This is a genomic window from Streptomyces sp. NPDC088706, assembly GCF_044752765.1.
In the GTDB taxonomy this organism is placed as follows: Bacteria; Actinomycetota; Actinomycetes; order Streptomycetales; family Streptomycetaceae; genus Streptomyces.
On sequence record NZ_JBIVLW010000006.1, the window covers coordinates 218,253 to 241,343 of the forward strand.

Consider the following 23,091-nt stretch of genomic DNA (forward strand, 5'->3'; position numbering starts at 1 on the left):
GCCGACATGCGAGCCGGGTCATCGGGACCGGTGTCCGGTCAGGCTGGCGTAGACGACGACGTTGTCCGCGTAGCGGCTGTCCTGCGGGGACAAGTCGCCACCGCAGGTGATCAGGCGGAGTCCGGCGTGGTCGAGGTTGCGGTAGACCTCGACCGTGGGGAAGTCGTCCTTGGGGTACACGGCGGTCCGGTCGACGGTGAACACCGCGGTGGTGCCGTCCTCCCGCCTGACCTCGATGCGGTCACCGGGTTCGAGTTCGGCGAGCCTGAAGAACACGGCCGGTGACCGGTCCCAGGTGACATGCCCCGCGATCACGGAGGGGCCGACCGCGCCGGGGGTGGCGCCGGGGCGGTACCAGCCGGCCTTGTCCGGGTCCTTCGGCGTCTCCATGGCACGGTTCTTCCCGAGCCCGAGCTGCTCGAGGTCCGAGGTGACCTCCAGGGACGGGATCGTGATGCCGACCGGCCGGGAAGGGGGCAACGCGGCTGCCCGCGGCTCGGCGGAGGGTGCCGGTGGCCGTGGGGCGGCGGGCGCCCCGACGGGCGGGGCGCCCTTGTCGGCCGCGGGAGGCGGGGCGGGCTGCTGCCGGCCGGTTCCCAGCGCCAGCAGCAGCCCGCCGGCAAGGAGCAGGGCGGCGATGGCGGCGAAGAGAACCTGACGCCGCCGGGGTGACCTGCGGCGCGCGTCCTCTTCGGGTGTCCTGTCCATCGCTGCACCTTTCCCTGTCCGGCTGTGATGGGTCGTCGATCAGGTGTCGAGCCGGTCCTCAGCCGTCGTGCCGGACGGCGGAGGTCCGGGTCCGGCGGCGTACGGCGAACAGTCCACCGGCCGCCAGGACGGCCGCGCCCCCGGCGGCGAGCAGGCCCGGTGACTCCACGCCCTCGGTGGTGGTGCCTCCGGTCTCGACGCCACCCGCCGGCATGGAGCCGACCGCCGCGCCCTTGACCATGCCGCAGTTGGCCGGTGCGGTGGCTTCCTGGGGCAGCTTCGGGTCGAGTTCGCTCTTGCCCGCGCCGAAGTCGTACTTCCCGTCGTCGTTCCGGTCGATGCCGTGCTGCACGACGTGCAGGTCCTTGAGGTGGTCCGCCACGTCCTGCGAGACGGTGATCGTGCGGGAGTAGCTGAGCTTGCCGTTCTTGTCCGCGACCGGCATCCGGTCCACCGCGAGGCCGCTGTCCTTGGACGTGTCGCCCTTGGTGGTCAGGGAGATGTTGATGTTCCCGTACATCGGCAGGCCTTCGGCGGTGGTGACGATGCCGTCGCCGTCCTTGTCCGCGCTCTTGTCCGGGCAGCGGAAGTCGTGGCCGTCGGTGGAGCCGTGGATGTGCTGGGCGTGCGGCTGCCCGGGCACCAGCCCCTGGGCCTCGATCTTCACGGTCAGCTTGTCGCCTTCCAGGCTGACGAGCGCGGCACCACTGGCACCGGAGTCGTTCAGCTGCTCCAGGTCGATCTGGTAGGTGTCGCCGTCGGCCGCCTTGGTGGTGCCGGCGGGGTGTCCCTCGTGAGCCAGGGCGGGCACGGACACCCCGAGGGTGAGTGCGGCGGGCAGGACGAGCAGGGCGGCGAGGCGGGTTGTACGGCGAGCTATCACGAAGACGCATCTCCTGTCGGAAGTTCCGGCACGGAACCGGAACAACATTCGATCGCTGATGTCGTCTATTCGAAGCCGCTCACGGGATTGATTGGTCGGGGCACGACAAAGTTCTCCACGCGTCTCTCATACAGGACGGACACCGCAGCGCCAGGCATGCCGACACCACCTCGGTGCTCCGGACGAGTGAATTCCCCGCCACCCCCTTATTGCAATGGGCTTGCAATAAGGGGCTATGCCCCTTTTGGCCCAACGGCCGGCGACCGTGTCGTCGTGCATTTCCGCGGGGTGTCCACCGGGCTGCTTCGCCGCCCCACCGGCCCATTCACCCTCCGTGGACCGTGTGGCCGGCCCCAGGATCCGGCCGGGATGCGCACGGGAGGGGTTTTGGGCGTGCTTGTCTACGGCTGCGCAGTCTTCGGGAAGGCGGGCCCGCGTTTCGAGCCGCCCCGCCGATCGCTCCCTTGCTGCCGGCCCGCTCCGTGCGCGACTCCCCGCCGCGGTGCCGGACGCCATCCCCATCAGTCCCCCTCGCTCCGGCGCGCTCTCGCACATGCCGGGCGGGGAATTCAGCACAGGAGGAACACCGTGAAGGTCTCCCAGGCCAGGCCCCGCTCGCGCAGCGTCCTGGACCAGTCCCTGCTCGTGCTCGGTGCCACCACCCTGGCCGCAGGACTCGGAGCGATGACCCTCGCCCCGGGCCTCGGCGTGGCCTCCAGCCACCGCGAGGCACCCCTGATCGCCGGCGACCCGCGTGCGGACAACACCGACACGTACGCGTTCACCAGCCCCGACAAGGCCGACACCGTCACCCTGGTGGCGAACTGGATCCCGATGGAGGAGCCCAACGGCGGCCCGAACTTCTACGCGTTCGGCGACGACCTGCGCTACAACATCAAGGTCGACAACGACGGTGACGGCGTCGCCGACCTCACCTACAGCTGGCGCTTCCGCAGCAGCTACCGCGATGACGCGAATCAGTTCCTCTACAACACCGGCCAGGTCACCTCGCTGAACGACCCGGACCTGAACTTCCGCCAGGTCTACGACCTGGTGGTCACCTCCGGAGGAAAGAGCCGGACCCTCCTCTCGGGCGTGCCGGCCGCCCCTTCCCGCACCGGTAGGGCGTCGATGCCCGACTACGCGACGCTGCGCAAGCAGGCGACCTTCGGTCTGCCCGGCGGCGGGAAGACGTACGCGGGGCAGGCCGAGGACCCGTTCTTCGCCGATCTGCGCGTCTTCGACCTCCTCTACGGCGGCGACCTGAGTGAGCGGGGACAGGACACCCTGGCCGGCTACAACGTCAACACCATCGCCATCCAGGTCCCCGAGAAGCAGCTCGCCCTCAGGGGCAATCCCTCCCGCAACCCGGTCATCGGCGTGTGGTCGACCACCGAGCGCGCGGGCGTCACCGTCACCGACTCCCGCGACAAGAGCGGCCAGGACGGCTCGAAGCAGTGGAAGCAGGTTTCCCGCCTCGGGAACCCGCTGGTCAACGAGGTCGTCGTCCCACTGAAGTTCAAGGACGCCTTCAACACCCTCAACCCCAGCCAGGACCGCACCGTCCAGCCCGTCGTCGACAAGGTGTACGACCCGATCCTGCCCAAGCTCATCCAGCAGGTCTACGGCATCCCCGCCCCCAAGGCGCCCCGCAACGACCTCGCCGAGATCTACCTGACCGGCATCTGCAAGGTCTGCGGACCGATCAAGGCCGACCTGAACGCACACCGCCTCAACAAGGACGCGCCGCTCAGGCAGATCGTCCCGGCTGAGGAACTGCGCCTGAACATGGCGGTAGCGCCCACCGCCAAGCCCCAGCGCCTCGGCGTCCTCGCGGGCGACCTGGCAGGCTTCCCGAACGGTCGCCGCCTGGCCGACGACGTCGTCGACATCTCGCTCCAGGCCGTCGAGGGCGCCGCCCAGACCGGTGTTCTCGTCCCCGCGCTCGCGGAGGGCGACAAGGTCGACACCAACGAGGTCCCGTTCGGCACCTCGTTCCCGTACGTCGCGCTGCCGCACACCAAGAACGTGAACCGCGGCCCCGGTGCGGCAGGCCGCGACGCCGAGCAGACCTCGGTGGAGAACGCGGCGGCCGGCCCCGTCACGAAGACTACGCAGGCCGCAGCGGTGGCCGGCGTCGGCGCGCTGCTTCTCGGCGTCGGCGGCTTCCGCCTCCGTCGTCGCGGCAAGGACAGCTGAACCGGCCGCACTTCGCGGCGGACTTCGCACCCGGTGGCCGGGCCGGACCGGCTGGCCCGGCCCGGCCACCGCGGCACCAGCAGCACCAGCAGCACCGAGCAAGTCGGAAGGATCCCTCGTGCACCCGGACCGCACCGAACCCCCGGACCCGCCGCCGTCACCCCCCGCACGCGGCAGCGGGCGGCTGCGGAACATCGTGGTCACCCTGGTCCTGGGCGCAACGATGTTCGCCGCCGGATCGGTCATGCTCGCACCCGGTCAGTCCACCGCTTCCCTCCCGTCGGGCGATGGCCGTCCGGCCGGTTCTCCAGCGCGTGGGTCGATCGAGGCGCTCCAGGCCCGGGTGACCCGCCTGCCCAGGGATCCGGGCGGTTGGGCCGCCCTGGGTATGGCCTACGTCCAGCAGGCCCGTACCACGGCCGACCCGGCCACCTACGAGCGGGCCGAGAAGGCGCTGCGGACCTCTCTCACGGTGCAGAGCGCGGACAACACGGACGCCGAGATCGCCATGGGCGCCCTCGCCGCAGGACGCCACGACTTCCCCGCCGCGTTGCGCTGGGCCCGCAGAGCCACGACCAGCAGTCCCCACAGCTCCTCCGCCTACGGAGTCCTCGCCGACGCGTACACCCAGCTCGGCCGCTACGACGAGGCCGACGACGCCGTCCAGAGGATGACGGACCTGCGCCCGGACGCAGCCTCCCTCGCCCGCGCCTCCTACGCCTTCGAGCTGAAGGGGGACACCGCCCGGGCCCGCGCCCTGATGCGGCGGTCCCTGGCCGCTGCGGCCACCCCGGCCGATTCGGCGTTCGCCCACAACGTCCTGGCGACCCTGGACCTCCAGGACGCCGGCCCCCGGGCAGCTCTGGCCGAGGCGCGGACCGGGCTCAGGGCCGTCCCGGGCGATTCGGCGCTCCTGGAGACCCGGGCCCGCGCCCACCTGGCACTGGGCGACACCGCCAGGGCCCGCGCCGACTACCGGGCGGCCATCGCCGTCGCCCCTCTGCCGCACCACCTCCTGGGGCTGGGCGAACTCGAACAGTTCCTGGGCCACCGCGAACAGGCCGAGGAGCAGTACGCGCTGCTGCGCGCCCAGGACCGTATCCGGCGGGCCGCCGGGACTCCGGCGGACACGGACGCGATCCTCTTCGAGGCCGATCACGGCAACGCACGAAGCGCGGTGACGATGGCCGAACAGACCCTGCGCACCCGCCCCTTCGTCGCCGTCCACGACGCGTACGCGTGGGCCCTGCACCGGGCCGGCCGGGACGCCGAAGCCCTCGTCCAGGCCGACAAGGCCCTGGCCCAGGGCACCCGCAGCGCGCTCTTCCGCTATCACCGGGCCGCCATCCACCACGCCCTCGGCGATCCGGAAGCGGCCCGCCGCGACCTGACCGAAGCGCTGCGCGAGCCGGGCTTCCACCCCCTGCACGCCGACGCCGCCCGCACCCTGCTCCAGCGAATCGACACCACGCCATGAACCACACCCTGCGCCGAGCCCTCACCGCCCTGGCCGCCGCCACCCTGGCCGCCGTCACGAGCGTGACCTCAGCCCCCACGGCCACGGCCCATCCCCTGGGCAACTTCAGCGTCAACTACCACACGGGCCTCGGCCTCCGGCCCGAGCGGATCGACGCCCAGGTCGTGGTCGACCGTGCGGAGATCTCCGCTCTCCAGGAACGCCCCACCGTCGACTCCGACCACGACGGCAGGGTCAGCGCCGGCGAGTCGCGCGCCCATGCGAAGGAGGCCTGTTCCGAACTCAGCAGGCAGCTCCACCTGAGCGTGGGCGGTGCGCGAGTGGACTGGAAGCAGTCCTCGGCCACCCTGGTGTACGAGAACGGGGAGGCGGGCCTGAAGACCAGCCGCCTCACCTGCGACCTGACCACCCCGGCCGACCTCACCGGGCCCGCCGACATCCAAGCCTCGACCGATTACGACACCACGCGCATCGGCTGGCACGAGATGACCGCCACCGGCCGGGACGTCAGGATCACCCGGGCCGACGTACCGGCCGCATCCAGCACCCGCGAACTGCGCCGGTACCCGCAGAACCCCCTCGCCTCCCCGCTCGACCAGCGTTCGGCGACCTTGCGCAGCGAGCCCGGGCAGGGTGGTGCGGCCCTTCCGGCAGTGGCGGACTTCCCCGGCGCAGGTGTCATCAACGGGGTACTCGCGAAGGTGACCGGGGTCTTCGACTCGCTCGTGGGGGCCCGTGAGATCACCCTGCCCGTCGGGTTGCTGGCGCTGTTCCTGGCGCTCGTCCTCGGGGCGTCCCACGCGGCGATGCCCGGTCATGGCAAGACCATCATGGCCGCCTACCTCGCGGGCCGCCGCGGCACCAAACGGGACGCCCTCACCGTCGGTGCCACCGTCACCCTCACGCACACCGCCGGCGTCCTCATCCTCGGACTCGCTCTGCCCGTCTCCACCCATCTGGCCGGCGAAACCGTCCTGATGTGGCTGGGAGCCGCCAGCGGGCTCCTCGTCACCGCCATCGGCCTCTGGCTCCTGCTCGGAGCAGTCCGGGGCAAGCCGCAGCACAACCGCCATCACCACGGCCCGAACCACCATCACCACCACGGCCACCACTGCCACCACAGCCACGACCACAATGACGGCGGCCACCAGCACGCCCGTCACCACGGACCGTCCTCCGGCCATCTCCACGGTCACGACGACATCGACCACAGCCACGACCATCGTCACCCCCCTGGCCGCGACCACGTACCCCACAGCGCACCGGCCGGAGAACTCCGGACGGCTCCCGACGTAGCGACGCTCACCCGGCCCGACCACGAACACCACCCGTCGGACACGCCGGCGGCCACCGGAAGTGTCCGGCGTACGAGCAGGTCCGGCCTCATCGGTATGGGCATCGCCGGTGGCCTCGTCCCCAGCCCCTCCGCCCTCGTCGTACTCCTGGGCGCCGTCGCCCTGGGGCGTACCGCGTTCGGCGTCCTCCTCGTCATCGGCTACGGCCTCGGCATGGCCGCCACCCTCACCCTCGCCGGTCTCCTCCTGGTCCGCCTGCGCGAGCGGATCGAGCGCCATGACCGCGCCCGGACCCTCCGCCACAACACCCTGCTGCGCAAGCTGGCACGGACCGGCCCCGTCGTCACCTCACTCCTCGTCATCGCCGTGGGCCTCGGCCTGACCCTGCGGGCAGCCGTCGGCCACGCATGATGCGTCTACAGGCCCGGTGAGGGACGATCGGCAGCTCATGAACGTGCCCGAAGCCGCACCAGGTATGGATGACGATCGGTCAGGAAACTCAGCGCCAGGCTAGGAGACCGCCATGAAGATGCTCATCAACGTCCCGGAGACCGTGGTCGCCGACGCCCTGCGGGGTATGGCGGCCGCGCACCCGGAACTCACCGTCGATGTGGAGAACCGGGTCGTCGTGCGGCGGGATGCCCCGGTGGCCGGGAAGGTGGGGCTCGTCTCGGGGGGTGGGTCGGGGCATGAGCCGCTGCATGCCGGGTTCGTCGGGCCCGGCATGTTGTCGGCCGCCTGTGCCGGGGAGGTGTTCACCTTCCCGGTGCCCGACCAGATGGTCCGGGCGGCCGCGGCGGTGGACAGCGGGGCGGGGGTGCTGTTCGTCGTCAAGAACTACACCGGTGACGTGCTGAACTTCGAGATGGCCGCCGAACTGGCCGAGGACGAGGGCATCCAGGTCGCGCAGGTGGTCGTGGACGACGACGTGGCCGTGAGCGACAGCACCTTCACGGCCGGGCGCCGCGGCACGGGTGCGACGCTCTTCGTCGAGAAGATCGCCGGGGCGGCGGCGGACGAGGGCGCGCCCCTGGACCGGGTGGTCGCGGTGGCCCGGCAGGTGAACGGGGCCTCGCGGAGTTTCGGGGTGGCTCTCAGCGCGGTCACCACGCCCGCCAAGGGCAGTCCGACCTTCGATCTTCCGGCCGGGGAGCTGGAGTTGGGTATCGGTATCCACGGTGAGCCGGGGCGGGAGCGACGGCCGATGATGACGTCCGGGGAGATCGCCGACTTCGCCGTGAACGCGGTGCTGGAGGACCTCCGGCCGACCGGCCCCGTGCTGGCGCTGGTGAACGGGATGGGGGCGACGCCGCTGCTGGAGCTGTACGGGTTCAACGCCGAGGTCCACCGGGTGCTCTCCGATCGGGGTGTGCCGGTGGCTCGTACGCTCGTGGGGAACTACGTGACCTCGCTCGACATGGCAGGCTGCTCGGTGACGCTGTGCCAGGCCGACGAGGAGCTGCTGCGGCTGTGGGACGCGCCCGTGGAGACGCCCGCGCTCCGCTGGGGCCGGTGAGCCCCGCGCCGACCGTACTCGTACGAACCGTGCCGGACAGGCCCGGGGAACAGGAGATCATGTGCTCGACGCCGACTTCTTCCGCCGCTGGATGGCGGCCACCGCGGACGCCGTGGACCGTGCGGCGGACCGACTGACCGAGCTGGACTCGGCGATCGGGGACGCCGACCACGGCAGCAACCTCCAGCGCGGCTTCGCGGCGGTGGCGGCCGTGCTGGAGAAGGACGCGCCCGCCACCCCGGGTGCGGTGCTGACGCTGGCGGGGCGACAGTTGATCTCCACCGTCGGCGGGGCGTCCGGGCCGTTGTACGGGACGCTGCTGCGCCGTACGGGCAAGGCGCTCGGTGAGGACGCCGAGGTCACGCAGGAACAGTTCGCCCAGGCGTTCGCCGAGGGTGTCGCCGCCGTGGGGCAGCTCGGTGGGGCGCAGGCCGGGGACAAGACGATGCTGGACGCGCTGCTGCCGGCCGCCGAAGCGCTGGCCCCGTCGTTCCGGGGAGCCGCGGACGCGGCCCGCGCGGGCGCCGAGGCCACGGTGCCGCTGCGGGCGCGCAAGGGGCGGGCCAGCTATCTCGGCGAGCGCAGCATCGGGCACCAGGACCCGGGCGCGACATCGGCGGCCCTGCTGGTCGAGGCACTGGCACGGACCGCCGGGGACGAGGGCGGGGACGGCGACGTGGAGGGGGCCGGCAACGGGGACGGAGGTGCGGCGGTATGAGCGACGCACCGCAGGTGGGCATCGTGCTGGTCTCGCACAGCGGGCCGGTGGCGGAATCGGTGGCCGAGCTGGCCCGGGGCCTCGCCGCCGGGGGCGTGACGGCCCCCGTCGCGGCGGCGGGCGGGCTGCCGAACGGCGGGCTCGGCACCAGCGCGGAGCTGATCGGGCAGGCCGCCGCGTCGGTGGACCGGGGTGCCGGGGTCGCGGTCCTCGTGGATCTGGGCAGCGCGGTCCTCACGGTGAAGGCGATGCTGGCCGAGGGCGACGAACTGCCGGAGAACACGCGGCTGGTCGACGCGCCGTTCGTCGAGGGCGCGGTCGCCGCCGTGGTGACCGCGTCGTCCGGCGGGGACATCGGCGCGGTGGAGGCGGCGGCCTCGGAGGCGTACGGCTACCGCAAGACGTAGGGAGCCGCGCCACACGCGGCAGGGGACGGAGTCCCATGGGACTCCGTCCCCTGCCGCGTGTGCGGCCCGTCGGTTGGCGTGCCGCACACGGAGTTTGCAGACTTGGCGACATGTCGTCAGGCAAGCGCAGTGCGGGGCTTCTTCTCTTCCGGGTCACGGGCACCGGCAACGGAGGTGAGCGCGATGTCGAGGTGCTGATCGGGCACATGGGTGGGCCGTTCTGGACCGGGCGGGAGGCGGCCGCCTGGTCGGTGCCGAAGGGTGAGTACGGCCCCGACGAGGACCCGGCGGCGGCCGCGCGGCGGGAGTTCGAGGAGGAGCTGGGGCTGCCGGTGCCGGACGGGGACTGGCTGTCGCTCGGCGAGGCTCGCCAGCGCAGCGGCAAGACGGTGACCGTGTGGGCGGTGGAGGCGGATCTCGATGTGGCGTCCGTGGTGCCGGGGACGTTCACGATGGAGTGGCCGCGCGGCTCCGGTGTGCAGCAGGAGTTCCCGGAGATGGACCGGTTCGCCTGGTGCACGCCGGAGCTGGCCGCCGAGCGGCTGATCGCGGGCCAGCGCGTGTTCGTGAAGCGGCTGCGCGCTCAGGTGCTCGGGGAGGCCGCCGCCTCCCCGGACGCGTAGGCGGGTGCCGTCATCGCCGGGCGGCCGCCCCGCAACTCCAGTACGTCGCCGGTGAAGCGAGCGCGGAAGCTGCGGTCGTGCGACACGACCACGACGGCCCCCGGGTACTGCGCGAGGGCCGTTTCCACCTCCTCGACCAGGCTCAGCGCGAGGTGGTTCGTCGGCTCGTCCAGCACCAGCAGATCGGCCGGTCGCGTCACCAGGCGGGCCAGGGCGAGCCTGCGCTGCTGGCCGATGGAGAGGGCCGCGACGGGCACGCCGAGGCCCCCTGGGCGGAACAGGCCCAGCCCCAGCAGCTCGTCGGCGTACTCGTCGGGGAAGCCGGGGCGGCTCGCGGCGAAGGTGGCGAGGAGCGTGCGCCGGGTCGGCCGGGCGGGCAGCTCCTGCGGGAGGTAGCCGACCCGGGCCCGGCGGCGGACCGTCCCGCTGTCGGGGGCCAGGTCCCCGGCGAGGACCCGCACGCGCGGGGCGGGGCGTGGATACCGGACGGCGGAGGGACAGCGGCACATCGGGGCCGGATACGGCGGGGCCCCGCCCGGTGAGGTCGCGGGCGGTGCTCGGCGGTCGGCCGGTGAGCGTCAACCGGTGACGTCGGGCGTCGCGCGGCGGCTGCCCGGGCCGGGAATCAGCGGAAGTAGTAGTACGAACCCATGGCGCCGAGTGTATCGGCGCGCGTCGGACGGTGCTGGGGATTTTCGATGGTCGGGACTGGTTCCGTGACGGTCCGCAGCCGTGGCAGGAGGGTTCAGCCGTTCGGAAGGATGACCGCGCGGCCGTTGATCCGGCCGTCGTGCAGCCGCTCGTAGGCGAGCGGGGCCTCGTCGATGGAGTACGTCTCCACGTGGACGTCCACGGCCCCCGCGTGGGCCAGGTCGAGCACCTCCGCGAGCTCCTTGCGCGAGCCCCAGTAGGGGGCGCTGACGCTGGTGCCGTACGGGAGCGTCCCGAAGCCGACGCGGAGCGCGCCACCGCCGATGCCGACGATCGTGACGTCCCCGTCGACCCGGGCGACGGCTCCGGCGGTCTCCACGGTGGGCGGGGCGCCGACGAAGTCCAGCACGACGTGCGCGCCGAGTCCGCCGGTCAGCTCCATGACGCGGGCCGGCGCCTTCTCGTCGGAGAGGACGGCCTCGTGTGCGCCGACGGACGTGGCCAGGTCGAGCTTGTCCTCGGTGATGTCCAGGGCGATGACCCGGGCTGCGGTCATGGCGCGCAGGAGCTGGATCGCGACATGGCCGAGGCCGCCGGTGCCGATGACGACGGCCGTGGCGCCGGGCACCAGCTTCGGCAGCGAGCGCTTGATCGCGTGGTACGGGGTGAGCCCGGCGTCCGTGAGCGACACCGTCTTCACCGGGTCCAGGTCGCCGATCGGCACCAGGTGGCGGGCGTCGTCGACGATCATGTACTCGGCCATGGCGCCGGGCGCGCCGAGTCCGGGCGGCATGATGCCGAGCTCCTCGGCGCGCAGGCAGTAGTTCTCCTTGCCCTCGGCGCAGTTCACGCAGATGCCGCAGCCCCAGGGCCCGTACACCGCGACGGAGTCGCCGACGGACAGGCCGTCCACACCGTCACCGAGCGCGGCGACTGTGCCGACGCCCTCGTGGCCCAGGGTGAGGGGCAGCGGGAAGGGGATCTGGTCGGCGGGGCGGCTCATCACGGCGATGTCGGAATGGCAGACTCCGGCGGCGGTGACCTTCAGCAGGACCTGGCCGGGGCCGGGCTCGGGGTCCGGCACGGTGACGACCTCAGGGGCGGCACCGACGGCCCGGTACTGAACGGCTTTCATGGGGTCTCCTCGCTTCTTCCTTGCTTCGCTTCGTCGGCCCCCGCGCCCCGCATGCCCCGCATGCCCCGCACGTTCCGCATGTCCTTTGTCGCCCGCGTCTCCCCCGGCCGCCACCCGGGCGCCGTCACGGGGCGGAGTAGCCGCCGTCCACCAGGTGGTAGCTGCCGTGGATGAAGGAGGCCTTGTCGGAGAGGAGGAAGACGGTGAGTTCGGCGACCTCCTCGGCGGTGCCGAGGCGTCCGGCCGGGTGCAGGGAGATCAGGTGCTCGCGGGCCCGCGGGTCGGCGTCGCGCAGGAGCGGGGTGTCGATGAAGCCGGGGCCGACCGCGTTGATCCGGACGTTCTGTGCGACGTATTCGAGCGCCGCCGTCCTGGTGAGGCCGACGACTCCGTGCTTGGCGGCGACATAGGCGGGCGAGCCCGCGAAGCCGTTGGTGCCGGGGATCGAGGACATGTTGACGACGGCTCCGCCGCCCGACGCGACGATGGCGGGCAGTTCGTGGCGCAGCGAGTAGAAGACGCCGCTGAGGTTGGTGGCGACGACACGGTCCCACTCCTCGACGGGGTACGCGCCGGTGGGACCGGAGGGGCCCGCGACCCCGGCGTTGTTCACGGCGAGGTGCAGGGCGCCGAAGGTGTCCACGGCGAACCGCACACCGGCTTCGACGGAGGCCGGGTCGGTGACGTCCATGCGTACGGCGGCCGCTCGCGCGCCGGCGCTCTCCAGCTGGGCAGCGGCCTTGCGGGCGTTCTCCTCGTCGTGGTCGGCGACGACGACGGCCGCGCCGGCCGTGGCGAGCAGCCGGGCGACGGCGAGGCCGATGCCGGAGGCTCCGCCGGTGACGAGGGCGGATCGGCCGGCGAACTCGGCCCAGGGGGGGTGGGGAGGGTGGTGCTCATGAGATCGCCTCTTCTGCTGGGTCTTCCGTGGTGCTGTCCCGGCCCCGGTCCCGGTTTCCGGCCGCGCTGTGCCGGTCCCGGTTTTCGGCCGCGCTGTGCCGGTCCCGGTTTTCGGCCGCGCTGTGCCGGTCCGGTTTCCGGCGGTGCTGTGCCGGTCCGGTTTCCGGCGGTGCTCTCCCGGCCCTGGCCGGATGCCGTGAGCAGGTCCGCCGACAGGGCGTCGAACGCCTCGGTGACCAGCGCGGGCAGGGCGTCCGGGCGACCGCCGCGCACCCAGGCGGCCTGGGCCGCGAGCAGGGCGCCCGCTCCCGCCGCCACGGCCACGGCGGGCCGGATGTCGTGGCGCGCGTCGACGCCGAGCCGGTCCGCGACGATGGCGACCGAGTCCTCCTGGGCGTCCAGCCGGATGTGATGGAAGGCGTCACCCGGCTCAGTCGCTCAGCGCCCCCGCGACCGGTCGTACGCCTTCGGCGGAGAGCGTCGGCATCGGCCTGCCGTCGCCCGGTGCCCGGCGCAGGGCGAGCGCGGCGACGTCGTCGCGCCTGATCCCGCCGGTGAACTTCTCCAGGTCGATGTGGAGCGCGTCCAGCAGTTCGCCGGGGCCGTGCCCGGCCCAGCCGACCAGCCGCCGGTCGAGCGGGTAAAAGGCGTGGGCCGCGTCGCGGGCCTCGGTCACGCCGTCGGTGACGGCGAGGAGCGTGGCCTCCGGCGGGAAGGCGAACCACTCCTCCGTACGGGTCTCGCGGCTGAGGCCGGCCAGGCCGAGGGGCACGTAGGTCCGGTCGAGCGGGACGGCCGAGGACCGGCCCTCGTGCAGCAGCCTCGGCGGCAGATGGCCGCAGTTCACCGCCCGTACGCCGTCCTGCCCGTCGAACCCGAGGACCAGCGCCGTCACGAAGCGTTCGGTCTCGCCGGTCTGGGCGGAGAAGACGTTGTGCCGGATGACGGCGTCCTCCAGGGCCTGCACCACTCCGGTGAGCGTCGGCTCGCGGACCGCCGCCTCGCGGAACGCGGCGATGGCGGCGAACCCGGCGCCGATGGCCGCGAGCCCCTTGCCCTGGACGTCCCCGATGATCACGCGGGTCCCGTACGACGACTGGACGACCTCGTAGATGTCGCCGCCGACGAAGCGGTCCTCCTCGATCGGCTCGTAGAGGCCGTACGCGAAGACCTGGTCGGTGACGACGGGCAGGGGCCGCAGGATCTGGCGCTGCAGGGCGACGGCGGCGGAACGGAGCCGGGCCATCTCGGTGACGTGGCGTATCCGGGCCGCGCAGGCGGCGACGCCGAGGCCGCAGGCCAGCACGGTGAAGCCGATGCCGAAGACGAAGTCCCAGAAGGTGCCCCTCCCGCCGAGCCCGGGCCCGACGACGACCGCCGTGATCCACACCGCTACCCAGACGGTCTGCCGGAGGGTGCAGAAGACCGAGGCCAAAGCCGGGATGACCACCAGCAGGGGGATGACCCGCAGGTCGTCGCCCGTGGCCAGGTCGAGGAGGACGACCAGCGTGCTCAGCAGTGCCACCCCGCCGGCCAGCAGCCAGCTCCCGATCCGGCCCGTGGACGCCGAGGCGCCCGCCTCCGTACCGGGCAGCACCGCCGTACGGTCCCTTGCCGTGCGCCGTTCGCCCAGGGCCACGGCCTCTCCTCCCGCTCACTTCTCGGTGCCGCCCGCGATGGGGCCGGTCCCTTCCAGTTGACCGGGATCCGGGCCCGGGCACAGGAGGGCATAGGGCCCGGAGGGGGTGCCGAAGGTCCCGAGCAGGCCGTCCGGCCCGGGACCTCCGGACCTCGGGGCGGGGGCCCGAGGCCCCGGGACCGGCCCGCCGGGGGTCCGTAGGTCCCGGGAACCGAGGTCCCCGCGGGTGCCGGAGTTCCACCTCGCGGCCCCGTCCCGGGTCACCCCTACGCGGCCCGAGGGGTGCCCTCGGCGGGCGGGAGCGTCGCCGGAGCCAGGGCGGAGAGGAACTCGGGGTGGGCGCGGAGCTGGAAGCCGAGGGATTCGTAGAGCCGGATCGCCACCGTGTTGGCGGCGGAGGTGTGCAGGAACGGGGTCTCGCCGCGCTCACGGATCCCGTACGCCACTGCCCTGACCAGGCGGCTCGCCAGCCCCTGACCCCGTACGGACTCGTCGGTGCAGACCCCGCTGATCTCGGTCCAGCCCGGCGGGTGCAGCCGCTCCCCCGCCATCGCCACCAGAGCCCCGCCCCGGCGGATGCCCAGGTAGGTGCCGAGTTCCACGGTGCGCGGCAGGAAGGGGCCGGGGCGGGTGCGCGCCACCAGGTCCAGCATCTCTGGCACATCGGCCGGGCCGAGCCGTACGGCTTCGGGGTCGGGCGCCGGGACCACCGACACGTCGACGAGCTGGACGCCGGCGATCCGGTGCAGGATCTCCCAGCCCTGCGGCGGCTCCCCCTGGAGCGTGTTGAGGCTGATGGTTCCGCCCGGACCGGCGAGTGCCGCGAGATCGGCCCAGTCCTGTGCGTCCGGGACGTCGGGGTGAGCGGTCCAGGGCGTGACGTCGACGGGGTAGCGCAGGATCCGGCCCTGGCGCTCGGCGAAGTGGGCGTGCGGACCCGTGAGCGAGGACAGGGCGGGGTTGTCCAGCGGGTGGGGTGTGCCGGGGTCGGCCGCCGTCGGCGCGGCGGCGGCGGACTGCCGTGCCACGAGGTCCTGGTGCTGGAGCTCGGGCTGCGGCTGGTGCCGGGGCTCGGGCTGCGGCTGGTGCCGGGGCTCGGGCTGCGGCTGGTGCCGGGGCTCGGGCTGCGGCTGGTGCCGGGGCTCGGGCGGGGGCTGGAGCCCGTGCGGGGGCTGGAGCCCGTGCGGGGGCTGGAGCCCGTGCGGGGGCTGGAGCCCGTGCGGGGGCTGGAGCCCGTGCTGGTCCACGGTGCTCACGGGCCCACCCCGGCGATCGGATCGGGCCGTTCGGCTCCGCCCCGGGCCACCCCTCCGGGGCACTGCTCGTACGCGTACGGCTTGCGCATGGTCTCCCTCGTTCCGTCCATCGCGCGGTTCCTCCCCGCGAGCACCCCGGTGCTCTGGCGCCGCGCGCCCGCCGACCGCGAAAAGCCGATGCGCGCAGGGCGTATTCCGGGGCGGGGAACTGTTCACGATGCCGCAATCAACCGGGGCGCGGGACCGGCTCCGCGACGGTGGAGGGAGAGGTTCCGGAGCACGGTGGGAACCGGCGTGCGCCCGCGTGGACGAACGACGAATTCGACTCATCCGTCGGCCGATACGCGCCGGTCCGGTCCCAACTTCCCGGCGTCTGTGGCACTCTGGTGGCGACCGCCCCACCGGGCTCCCCCGTACCGGTGGGGCGGTTCTGTGCGCCCCCTGTGCTTCCTCCCGCCCTGTGACGCCGATTCAGGGCCGGACGACACGTGTTTCGGCCGACTCGCCCTACCTGGTCGGATCACATCCGTCCGGCACGCATGAGTGCGCTACCTCCGGGCATGCGAGGAAACCTGATGGCCTACGACCGTGGGAGGGTGACGACATGACGGCGCACATGGCACAGACGACCGGTACGGAGCAGCGGACGGGTGCCACGGAGGACCTCCCGTGGATCGAGGACGCCGGCAAGATCGCCCCCTTGGACGCGCGTCGGCTCTCGCGGCTCTTCTTCGACCGCCTCCAGGTCCTGGAGGAGGGCACGCACGAGTACCAGTACGCGCGCAACACCCTCATCGAGATGAACCTCTCGCTGGTCCGGTTCGCCGCCAACCGCTTCCGCAACCGGGGCAGCGGCGACATGGAGGACATCGTCCAGGTCGGCACGATCGGGCTGATCAAGGCGATCGACCGCTTCGACCTCTCCCGCGAGGTCGAGTTCACCTCCTTCGCCGTCCCCTACATCGTCGGTGAGATCAAGCGGTTCTTCCGGGACACCAGCTGGGCCGTCCACGTGCCCCGGCGCCTCCAGGAGCTCCGAGTGGACATCGCCAAGGCGAAGGAGACCCTCGCGGGCGACCTCGACCGGGACCCGACGGTGCAGGAGCTGGCGGAGCACCTGGGGATGGACGAGGCGGAGATCACCGAGGGGATCGTCGCCTCCAACGGCTACACGGCGGGCTCCCTGGACATGCCGACCGACTCCGCGGAGGCCGGCCCCCAGCCCACCGGCGGGCGGACCTTCGCCGACGTCCTGGGCGGGCCGGACCCCGCCATGGAGACGGTGGAGAACCTGCACGCCCTCGCGCCGCTGCTCGGCGAGCTGGACGAGCGGGAGCGCCGGATCATCGACATGCGGTTCGGCCAGGAGCTGACGCAGGCGCAGATCGGTGCGGAGCTCGGGATCTCCCAGATGCACGTCTCCCGGCTGCTGAGCCGGACGCTGGGCAAGCTGCGCAGCGGGATGCTCACCCAGGAGTGACGCGTCCTGACCCGCTGAACCCCCGCGCGCCCGGCGTGATCCGGGCGTGAGGCCCTCGGCGCAGAGGCCGGTCCGGACTCCGGACCGGCCTCTGCGTTGCCGCCGTATTGCAGGTTCGTGGCCAAGCGGGCGACACGCTTCCGGGGCGCTCCGGCTCGTCCTACGGTCCGTAGTCAGCCCGTCGCCCCCGGGCTTCCGCCGCCCGGCGGACGTACGCCGTACGGCGACCGAACCACGTGCGAGGAACACATGAGCCAGCCCCTCGACTCCGTCACCGCAGGCCACACCCCCGAGGACGTGGACCGGCGGGAACCGGACGCCGCCTGGTCGTTCGAGACGAAGCAGATCCACTCCGGGGCCGCCCCGGACCCGACGACGGGTGCCCGCGCGGTGCCGATCTACCAGACGTCGTCCTTCGTCTTCCGCGACACCCAGCACGCGGCCGACGTGTTCTCCCTCGCCGAGCCCGGCAACATCTACACCCGTATCCACAACCCCACGCAGGACGTCCTGGAACAGCGCATCGCCGCGCTGGAGGGCGGAGTGGCCGCCGTGGCGCTGGCCTCCGGGCAGGCGGCCGAGACCCTCGCGCTCCTGACGCTGGCCGGATCGGGCGACCACATCGTCTCCTCGCCCTCGCTCTACGGTGGCACCTACAACCTCTTCCACCACACGCTGCCCCGGTTCGGCATCGAGGTGTCCTTCGTCGAGGACCCCGAGGACGTGGACGCGTGGCGGGCCGCCGTCCGGCCCAACACGAAGGCGTTCTTCGCCGAGACGCTCGGCAATCCGCGCGGCGACGTGCTGGACATCCGGGCGGTGGCCGACACCGCGCACGCCGCCGGGGTGCCGCTGATCGTGGACAACACCGTGCCCACCCCCTTCCTGCTGCGGCCGATCGAGCACGGCGCGGACATCGTGATCCACTCCGCGACCAAGTTCCTCGGCGGACACGGCACCACCATCGGCGGGGTCGTCGTGGACGGCGGCACCTTCGACTTCGGTGCGCACGCCGAACGCTTCCCGGACTTCCACCAGCCCGACGCGAGCTACCACGGGCTGCGCTACTGGCCGGACCTGGGACCGGGCGCCGTCGCCGTCAAGCTCCGCGTCCAGCTGCTGCGCGACCTGGGCCCCGCGCTCTCGCCGCACTCGGCGTTCCTGCTGCTCCAGGGCGTCGAGACGCTGAGCCTGCGGCTGGAGCGGCACACCTCCAACGCGCTGGAGCTGGCCCGCTGGCTGGAGCAGCGCGACGAGGTGGAGACCGTGCACTACGCCGGTCTGCCGTCGAACCGCTGGTACGAGGCGGGGCAGCGCTATCTGCCGCGCGGTGCCGGAGCGGTGCTGGCCTTCGAATTGAAGGGCGGGGCCGAGGCGGGGAAGCAGTTCGTGGACGCCGTCGAGCTGTTCAGCCACCTCGCCAACATCGGTGACGTACGGAGCCTGATCATCCACCCCGCCTCCACGACGCACAGCCAGCTGACCGAGGAGCAGCTGATCGCCACCGGCGCCACGCCGGGCCTGGTGCGGCTGTCGGTCGGCCTGGAGAACGTGGCCGACCTCAAAGCCGACCTGGAGGCAGGGTTCCGGGCCGCGAAGGCGGCGTCCTGAACCGTGGCGCCGCGTCCGCCGCACTCTCCCTCCCGCCGGCCTCCGGCGGCCGGAGCGAGGGGGACCCGCCCGGTCGTCGCCGCTGGGCGGCGATCGGGGACCCGCTGCCCCTGGAGTCCGGCGTCCGGCTCCCGGGGGTCCGTCTGGCGTACGAGACCTGGGGGCGGCGGGCGGCGGACGGTTCCAACGCCGTGCTGGTCCTGCACGCGCTGACCGGGGACAGCCACGCGGCCGGCCCTGCGGGTCCCGGCCACCCCACCCCCGGCTGGTGGGACGCGCTGGTCGGCCCGGGCCGGGCGCTCGACACGGACCGGTGGTTCGTCGTCGCCCCGAACGTGCTGGGCGGCTGCCAGGGCAGTACGGGCCCCTCCTCCCCCGGGCCCGACCGCGCGCCCTGGGGCTCCCGCTTCCCGTATCTGACGGTTCGGGACCAGGTGGCGGCCGAAGCGGCGCTGGCCGATGTGCTGGGCATCGGACGGTGGGCGGCCGTCGTCGGGGGTTCCATGGGCGGGATGCGGGCGCTGGAGTGGGCGGTGAGCCGCCCGGAGCGCACCGGTTCGCTGCTGGTGCTCGCCGCCCCGGCCGCCGCCTCCGCCGAGCAGATCGCCTGGGGGTCGGTGCAGATCGGCGCCATCCGCTGCGACCCGGGCTGGCGGGGTGGCGACTACCACGGCGCTCCGCCCGGCGGCGGTCCGCACCGGGGCCTCGGCCAGGCGCGCCGCATCGCCCACATCACGTACCGCAGCGAGCCCGAGCTCGGCTCCCGTTTCGGCGGTGAGCCGCAGCCGGGCGAGGTGCCGGGGCGCGGCGGGCGCTACCGGGTGGAGTCCTATCTCGACCACCACGCGCGGAAGCTGGTGCGCCGGTTCGACGCGGGCAGCTATGTGGTGCTCACCGAGGCGATGAACGGGCATGACGTCGGCCGGGCCCGGGGCGGGAGTGCCCGCGCGCTGCGCCGGGCGCGGATGCCCGCGCTGGTCGTGGGCGTCGACTCGGACCGGCTGTACCCGCTCTCCCAGCAGGAGGAGTTGGCGGCGCTGCTGCCGGGGGCGGACGCCCTACGGATCGTCAACTCTCCTTACGGACATGACGGTTTCCTCATCGAGACCGAGCAGGTGGGTTCGCTCATCCAGGAGTTGCTGCCACCCTCTTCTCCCCCCTCCCCCGTTTCCCCGTTCTCTGCGAGGAGCTGCCATGACCCCGCCATCCCCACCGTCCGAGGACGCCTACGACCGGATACGGCTGCGGCAGTGGTCCGCCGGGGCGGCGCGCTCCGCCGGGATCGACCGCCGCGATCTGCTCAAGCTCCTCGCGGCCGCCTCGGCGGCGCTGCCGCCGGCCTCGGTCGCCGCCCCGGCACAGGCGGCACAGGCGGCGGCCGCCGGGCTGCCCGGTGTGGTCAAGCCGCTGCCGCCGGAGCTGTTCACGCTGCGCGGCACCAACGCGGAGACGAACTTCGCCGCGTTCAAGGAGACCGGGCTGCTCACCCCCGCCGACCGGTTCTTCGTCCGCAACCACACCGCCACCCCGCGCATCGACCGGGGCACCTGGAAGCTGACGGTCTGGGGTGACGGGCTGAAAAGCGGCCCGGTGGACTTCGGTTACGCCGACCTGCGGGCGCTGCCCTCGGTGAGCCGTACCGCCTTCGTGGAGTGCGCCGGCAACGGGCGCAGCTTCTTCGCCTCGCAGCAGGGACAGGCGGTCAGCGGCACCGCCTGGACACTCGGAGCGATCGGCACGGCCCGCTGGCGCGGGGTGCGGCTGGGGGATGTGCTGCGCCGGGCCGGGACCGGGCGGCACGCCGTGGACGTGCTGCCGCGCGGCCTGGACGCCGAGGTCGTCACGGACGGCGTGAACCTGGGCCGGGTGCGGCGGCCGGTGCCGGTGGCGAAGGCGCTGGACGACGTGCTGCTGGCGTACGAGATGAACGGCGAGCCGCTGCCGCCGGACCACGGGTACCCGGTCCGGGTGATCGTGCCGTCGTGGGTGGGCATCGCCAACATCAAGTGGCTCGGGGACATCGAGGTGAGCGCGGAGCCGCTGCTCACCCCGTGGAACACCGGCCTCTACCGCCTGTTCGGTCCCGGGTATCCGCCGGAGGGCAGCGCCCCGCTGACCCGGCAGACGCTGAAGAGCGCCTTCGAGCTGGTGCGGGGTGCCTCGTTCCCCGCCCGTCGCCGCACGGTGCTGACCGGCCGTTCGTGGTCGGGCGGGGCGCCGGTGCGGTCGGTGGAGGTCAGCACCGACGGTGGGCAGCTCTGGCGGCGGGCCCGGTTGCACGACCGGCCCCGGGCCTGGAGCTGGGTGCGGTGGTCGGTGGACTGGGTGCCGGCACACCGGGGCCCGGCGGAGCTGCTGGCGCGCGCCACGGACCGGTCGGGGCGTACGCAGCCGAAGACGACGGCGCACAACACGCAGGGGTATCTCTTCGACGCGGTGGTGCGGCATCCCGTGACGGTGAGCTGAGGCTCACCCCGCCGTACGGGCCCCCGCCAGCACGGCCGTGTGCACGGCGCGGGCGATCCGCGCGCCCCAGGTGGAGCGGGGCCCGGCGAAGGGCTCGCCGCCGCCGGGACCCGGCTCCGGGGCGGCGACGCACACGGCGTCCGTGGGGGTGCCCGAGCAGTCGAGTCCGGCGTCCAGCAGGGCCTGGACCTTGGCCTCGGTGGCGGTGGCGACGGCGTTGACCAGGGCGGCGTCGGAGAGTGCGGCGGGCAGTGTGACCACGATGTTGACCGTGCCCGGCCGGGGCGGTGCGGGAGTGGCGGTCTCGGGGGCCGCCGCCCAGCCCCGTACGCCGAGGCCCGCCGTCACGGTCGCGGTGACACCGCCGTCGTGGCCGGTCGTGTACGCGGCGACGTCGGCGGCGGTCATCAGCCCGGCGCCGGGGCCGGTGAGCCCCTCGGCGGCGGCGATCTCGGCGAGGTGGCGGTCCGGGTCGAGGCGGGGGTAGCCGCCGGGGACCTGGGCATTGAGGATCCAGGCGCGGGGGCCGATGCCGCCGCCGAGCACCGCGCTGCCGCAGACCCGCACTCCGGGGCCCAGCCGCCACACGAGGTGGTGGAGGTGGTGGCCGTCCTCGTGCCGGTCGCGCAGTTCGCGGCGCCGGTCCGGGATGTCGCCGCGGCGGGCGGGCAGGTGGACGCGTACGGAACGGATGACGCACCCCTGGTGGCTCGGCGGGACCGGCGACGGCCCGTCCTCCCGGGGCCGCCGCGCTCCGGCGATCCTATGCGGGCCCCTCCCGCTCACCCGATCGGCCTAACCGGTCCGGGGGCCGCTCAGCGGCCCGGTACGGGGCCAGCAGCGACCACCGGGCCTCCGGATCTCCCGGGCCCGGGTGGCCGGGCGGTTGCAGCGTCCAGGCGGGTGGGGCGCGATGGAAGCCGGACGTGCCTACATCTGGTGGAGCCACCCACAGGGCGCGCCCAGCGAGGAGGGTTTCGGTTATGGGAGCCGCTGACGGTTTCACGGATTCCGGAGAGCTCGACGGTCTGACCGTGTACGACAACGAGGGCGAGAAGGTCGGCAGCGTGGGCCGGGTGTACGTCGACGACGACACCGGCAAGCCCGACTGGGTCACGGTCAAGACCGGCATGTTCGGCATGAAGGAGAGCTTCGTACCGCTCGCCGGAGCCCGTCGGGTGGGCTCCGACCTGCACGTCGCGCATTCCAAGGACACGGTCAAGGAAGCGCCCCGGGTGGACGCCGACGCGCACCTCTCCGTCGCCGAGGAGGAGGAGCTCTACCGCCACTACGGCCTGACCAGGAAGACCGGCAACCTCGGTGACACCAAGGGCACCGGCACCGGTGCGGACGCCCGGACCGTCGCCGGTACCGGCGCCATGGGCGCGGCAGGGGCGGGCGGGGCCCGTGGCACGGGCACGCCGCCGAACGCCAAGGCGACCGGCAGGACCACCACGAGCGCCCAGGCCGCGGGCACCACCGGAGCCGATATGACCGGCACCGGCAAGCACCGTGACACGGACACCTCCGCCACGTCCCGCCCGCTGGCGGGTGCCGGAGCGGGTACGTCCCGCGGCGCCGACATGAGCGGCAAGGAGGAGATGATCCGCTCCGAGGAGCAGCTGCACGTCGGTACGGAGGAGTACGAGAGCGGCCGGGCGAGGCTGCACAAGTACGTGGTGACCGAGGAGGTCACCCGGTCCGTGCCCGTCTCCCACGAGGAGGTGCGGGTGGTCCGCGAGCCGCTGCGGCCCGGTGAGAAGGTGACCGGGACCACGGACTTCGGTGAGCAGGACGTGGAGGTCACCCTGCACGCGGAGCGCGCCACCGTCCGCAAGGAGGCCGTCCCGGTGGAGCGGGTCCGTATGGAGACCAACAAGGTCACCGAGCAGAAGGAAGTCTCCGCGGAGGTCCGCAAGGAGAAGATCGACTACGGGGAGGGCAAGGACATGGACACCGGCAAGGACACCGGTGGCGAATTCGGCAAGGGGCGCCGCCGCTGACGGCACACCCCCTTCGGCGGCCGGAAGGCGGCTCCCATGTCCTCGGCCTCCGGGCGGACTCGCGCAACGGGTCCGCCCGGAGGGCTGTCCGGAGCCCGCCGCCCGCTGGGTGACGGCCCGGCGC

General features: G+C 73.1%; 18 protein-coding genes and 3 pseudogenes. 12 read left to right on the forward strand and 9 right to left on the reverse strand.

Annotated features, from left to right (window positions below):
* Positions 1 to 18: 18 nt before the first annotated feature.
* Complete coding sequence (locus ACIQAK_RS17625) at positions 19 to 708, reverse strand: class F sortase (protein ID WP_366389462.1); 690 nt, start codon at positions 706 to 708, stop codon at positions 19 to 21.
* A 58-nt stretch (positions 709 to 766) separates the two neighbouring features.
* Positions 767 to 1,591: a hypothetical protein gene (locus tag ACIQAK_RS17630; protein WP_366389461.1), complete on the reverse strand. Its 825-nt coding sequence runs from the start codon at positions 1,589 to 1,591 to the stop codon at positions 767 to 769.
* A 588-nt stretch (positions 1,592 to 2,179) separates the two neighbouring features.
* Here ACIQAK_RS17630 and ACIQAK_RS17635 point away from each other — a divergent pair.
* The 7 genes from ACIQAK_RS17635 to ACIQAK_RS17665 all read left to right on the forward strand — a co-directional run bounded on the left by ACIQAK_RS17635 (position 2,180) and on the right by ACIQAK_RS17665 (position 9,826).
* Complete coding sequence (locus ACIQAK_RS17635) at positions 2,180 to 3,790, forward strand: DUF4331 domain-containing protein (protein ID WP_366389460.1); 1,611 nt, start codon at positions 2,180 to 2,182, stop codon at positions 3,788 to 3,790.
* 118 nt (positions 3,791 to 3,908) lie between these two features.
* The gene (locus ACIQAK_RS17640) at positions 3,909 to 5,267 is read left to right on the forward strand and encodes a tetratricopeptide repeat protein (RefSeq protein WP_366389459.1); all 1,359 of its coding nucleotides are present in this window, start codon (positions 3,909 to 3,911) and stop codon (positions 5,265 to 5,267) included.
* Entirely contained in the window at positions 5,264 to 6,973 is a 1,710-nt protein-coding gene (locus ACIQAK_RS17645) for a nickel transporter (protein ID WP_366389458.1), read from the forward strand. The genes ACIQAK_RS17640 and ACIQAK_RS17645 overlap by 4 nt, the downstream gene beginning before the upstream one ends.
* A 112-nt stretch (positions 6,974 to 7,085) precedes the next feature.
* Positions 7,086 to 8,078, forward strand: coding sequence for a dihydroxyacetone kinase subunit DhaK (gene dhaK / locus ACIQAK_RS17650; RefSeq protein ID WP_366389457.1), 993 nt, complete (start codon positions 7,086 to 7,088; stop codon positions 8,076 to 8,078).
* 61 nt (positions 8,079 to 8,139) lie between these two features.
* A complete protein-coding gene (gene dhaL, locus ACIQAK_RS17655) occupies positions 8,140 to 8,796 on the forward strand; it encodes a dihydroxyacetone kinase subunit DhaL (protein ID WP_366389456.1) in 657 nt (218 codons plus the stop codon).
* Positions 8,793 to 9,203 carry a PTS fructose transporter subunit IIA gene (locus tag ACIQAK_RS17660; protein ID WP_366389455.1) on the forward strand — a complete coding sequence of 137 codons (411 nt, stop codon included), beginning with the start codon at positions 8,793 to 8,795 and terminating at the stop codon, positions 9,201 to 9,203. The genes dhaL and ACIQAK_RS17660 overlap by 4 nt, the downstream gene beginning before the upstream one ends.
* A 110-nt stretch (positions 9,204 to 9,313) precedes the next feature.
* Complete coding sequence (locus ACIQAK_RS17665; protein ID WP_366389454.1) at positions 9,314 to 9,826, forward strand: NUDIX domain-containing protein; 513 nt, start codon at positions 9,314 to 9,316, stop codon at positions 9,824 to 9,826.
* On the opposite strand, the pseudogene ACIQAK_RS17670 reads toward ACIQAK_RS17665, so the two are convergent.
* From ACIQAK_RS17670 to ACIQAK_RS17695, 6 genes and pseudogenes are all read right to left on the reverse strand, one after another.
* Positions 9,787 to 10,287, reverse strand: a pseudogene (locus ACIQAK_RS17670) (ATP-binding cassette domain-containing protein); the annotation flags it as partial. The gene ACIQAK_RS17665 and the pseudogene ACIQAK_RS17670 overlap by 40 nt on opposite strands.
* 284 nt (positions 10,288 to 10,571) lie before the next feature.
* Entirely contained in the window at positions 10,572 to 11,612 is a 1,041-nt protein-coding gene (locus ACIQAK_RS17675; RefSeq protein WP_366389453.1) for an NAD(P)-dependent alcohol dehydrogenase, read from the reverse strand.
* A gap of 124 nt (positions 11,613 to 11,736) precedes the next feature.
* Entirely contained in the window at positions 11,737 to 12,435 is a 699-nt protein-coding gene (locus tag ACIQAK_RS17680; RefSeq protein WP_366389627.1) for an SDR family NAD(P)-dependent oxidoreductase, read from the reverse strand.
* A 245-nt stretch (positions 12,436 to 12,680) separates the two neighbouring features.
* Positions 12,681 to 12,932 (reverse strand): annotated as a pseudogene (locus tag ACIQAK_RS17685) (TetR family transcriptional regulator); the annotation flags it as partial.
* A gap of 10 nt (positions 12,933 to 12,942) precedes the next feature.
* Positions 12,943 to 14,151: a PP2C family protein-serine/threonine phosphatase gene (locus tag ACIQAK_RS17690; RefSeq protein WP_366389452.1), complete on the reverse strand. Its 1,209-nt coding sequence runs from the start codon at positions 14,149 to 14,151 to the stop codon at positions 12,943 to 12,945.
* Between the two features lie 266 nt (positions 14,152 to 14,417).
* A complete protein-coding gene (locus ACIQAK_RS17695; protein ID WP_366389626.1) occupies positions 14,418 to 15,179 on the reverse strand; it encodes a GNAT family N-acetyltransferase in 762 nt (253 codons plus the stop codon).
* 832 nt (positions 15,180 to 16,011) lie between these two features.
* On the opposite strand from ACIQAK_RS17695, the gene ACIQAK_RS17700 reads away from it, so the two are divergent.
* From ACIQAK_RS17700 to ACIQAK_RS17715, 4 genes and pseudogenes are all read left to right on the forward strand, one after another.
* Positions 16,012 to 16,887: an RNA polymerase sigma factor SigF gene (locus tag ACIQAK_RS17700; RefSeq protein WP_366389451.1), complete on the forward strand. Its 876-nt coding sequence runs from the start codon at positions 16,012 to 16,014 to the stop codon at positions 16,885 to 16,887.
* 249 nt (positions 16,888 to 17,136) lie between these two features.
* Complete coding sequence (locus tag ACIQAK_RS17705) at positions 17,137 to 18,498, forward strand: bifunctional o-acetylhomoserine/o-acetylserine sulfhydrylase (protein ID WP_366389450.1); 1,362 nt, start codon at positions 17,137 to 17,139, stop codon at positions 18,496 to 18,498.
* Positions 18,495 to 19,643: pseudogene (locus ACIQAK_RS17710) on the forward strand (homoserine O-acetyltransferase); the annotation flags it as partial. The gene ACIQAK_RS17705 and the pseudogene ACIQAK_RS17710, both read left to right, overlap by 4 nt.
* Before the next feature lie 49 nt (positions 19,644 to 19,692).
* Entirely contained in the window at positions 19,693 to 20,964 is a 1,272-nt protein-coding gene (locus ACIQAK_RS17715; protein ID WP_366389449.1) for a sulfite oxidase, read from the forward strand.
* 3 nt (positions 20,965 to 20,967) lie between these two features.
* Here ACIQAK_RS17715 and ACIQAK_RS17720 read toward each other — a convergent pair whose 3' ends face one another.
* Positions 20,968 to 21,750 carry an adenosylcobinamide amidohydrolase gene (locus ACIQAK_RS17720; RefSeq protein WP_401848315.1) on the reverse strand — a complete coding sequence of 261 codons (783 nt, stop codon included), beginning with the start codon at positions 21,748 to 21,750 and terminating at the stop codon, positions 20,968 to 20,970.
* Positions 21,751 to 21,947: 197 nt separating this feature from the next.
* Here ACIQAK_RS17720 and ACIQAK_RS17725 point away from each other — a divergent pair, with 197 nt between their 5' ends.
* Entirely contained in the window at positions 21,948 to 22,967 is a 1,020-nt protein-coding gene (locus tag ACIQAK_RS17725; RefSeq protein WP_366389448.1) for a PRC and DUF2382 domain-containing protein, read from the forward strand.
* The last annotated feature ends 124 nt before the right edge of the window (positions 22,968 to 23,091 follow it).

Bases quoted from the DNA above. Each gene is read 5' to 3' on its own strand.
- ACIQAK_RS17725 (WP_366389448.1), top strand. From the start codon at position 21,948: ATGGGAGCCGCTGACGGTTTCACGGATTCCGGAGAGCTCGACGGTCTG.
- ACIQAK_RS17675 (WP_366389453.1), bottom strand. From the start codon at position 11,612: ATGAAAGCCGTTCAGTACCGGGCCGTCGGTGCCGCCCCTGAGGTCGTC.
- ACIQAK_RS17700 (WP_366389451.1), top strand. From the start codon at position 16,012: ATGACGGCGCACATGGCACAGACGACCGGTACGGAGCAGCGGACGGGT.
- ACIQAK_RS17665 (WP_366389454.1), top strand. From the start codon at position 9,314: ATGTCGTCAGGCAAGCGCAGTGCGGGGCTTCTTCTCTTCCGGGTCACG.
- ACIQAK_RS17715 (WP_366389449.1), top strand. From the start codon at position 19,693: ATGACCCCGCCATCCCCACCGTCCGAGGACGCCTACGACCGGATACGG.
- ACIQAK_RS17625 (WP_366389462.1), bottom strand. From the start codon at position 708: ATGGACAGGACACCCGAAGAGGACGCGCGCCGCAGGTCACCCCGGCGG.
- ACIQAK_RS17705 (WP_366389450.1), top strand. From the start codon at position 17,137: ATGAGCCAGCCCCTCGACTCCGTCACCGCAGGCCACACCCCCGAGGAC.
- dhaK (WP_366389457.1), top strand. From the start codon at position 7,086: ATGAAGATGCTCATCAACGTCCCGGAGACCGTGGTCGCCGACGCCCTG.
- ACIQAK_RS17660 (WP_366389455.1), top strand. From the start codon at position 8,793: ATGAGCGACGCACCGCAGGTGGGCATCGTGCTGGTCTCGCACAGCGGG.
- ACIQAK_RS17645 (WP_366389458.1), top strand. From the start codon at position 5,264: ATGAACCACACCCTGCGCCGAGCCCTCACCGCCCTGGCCGCCGCCACC.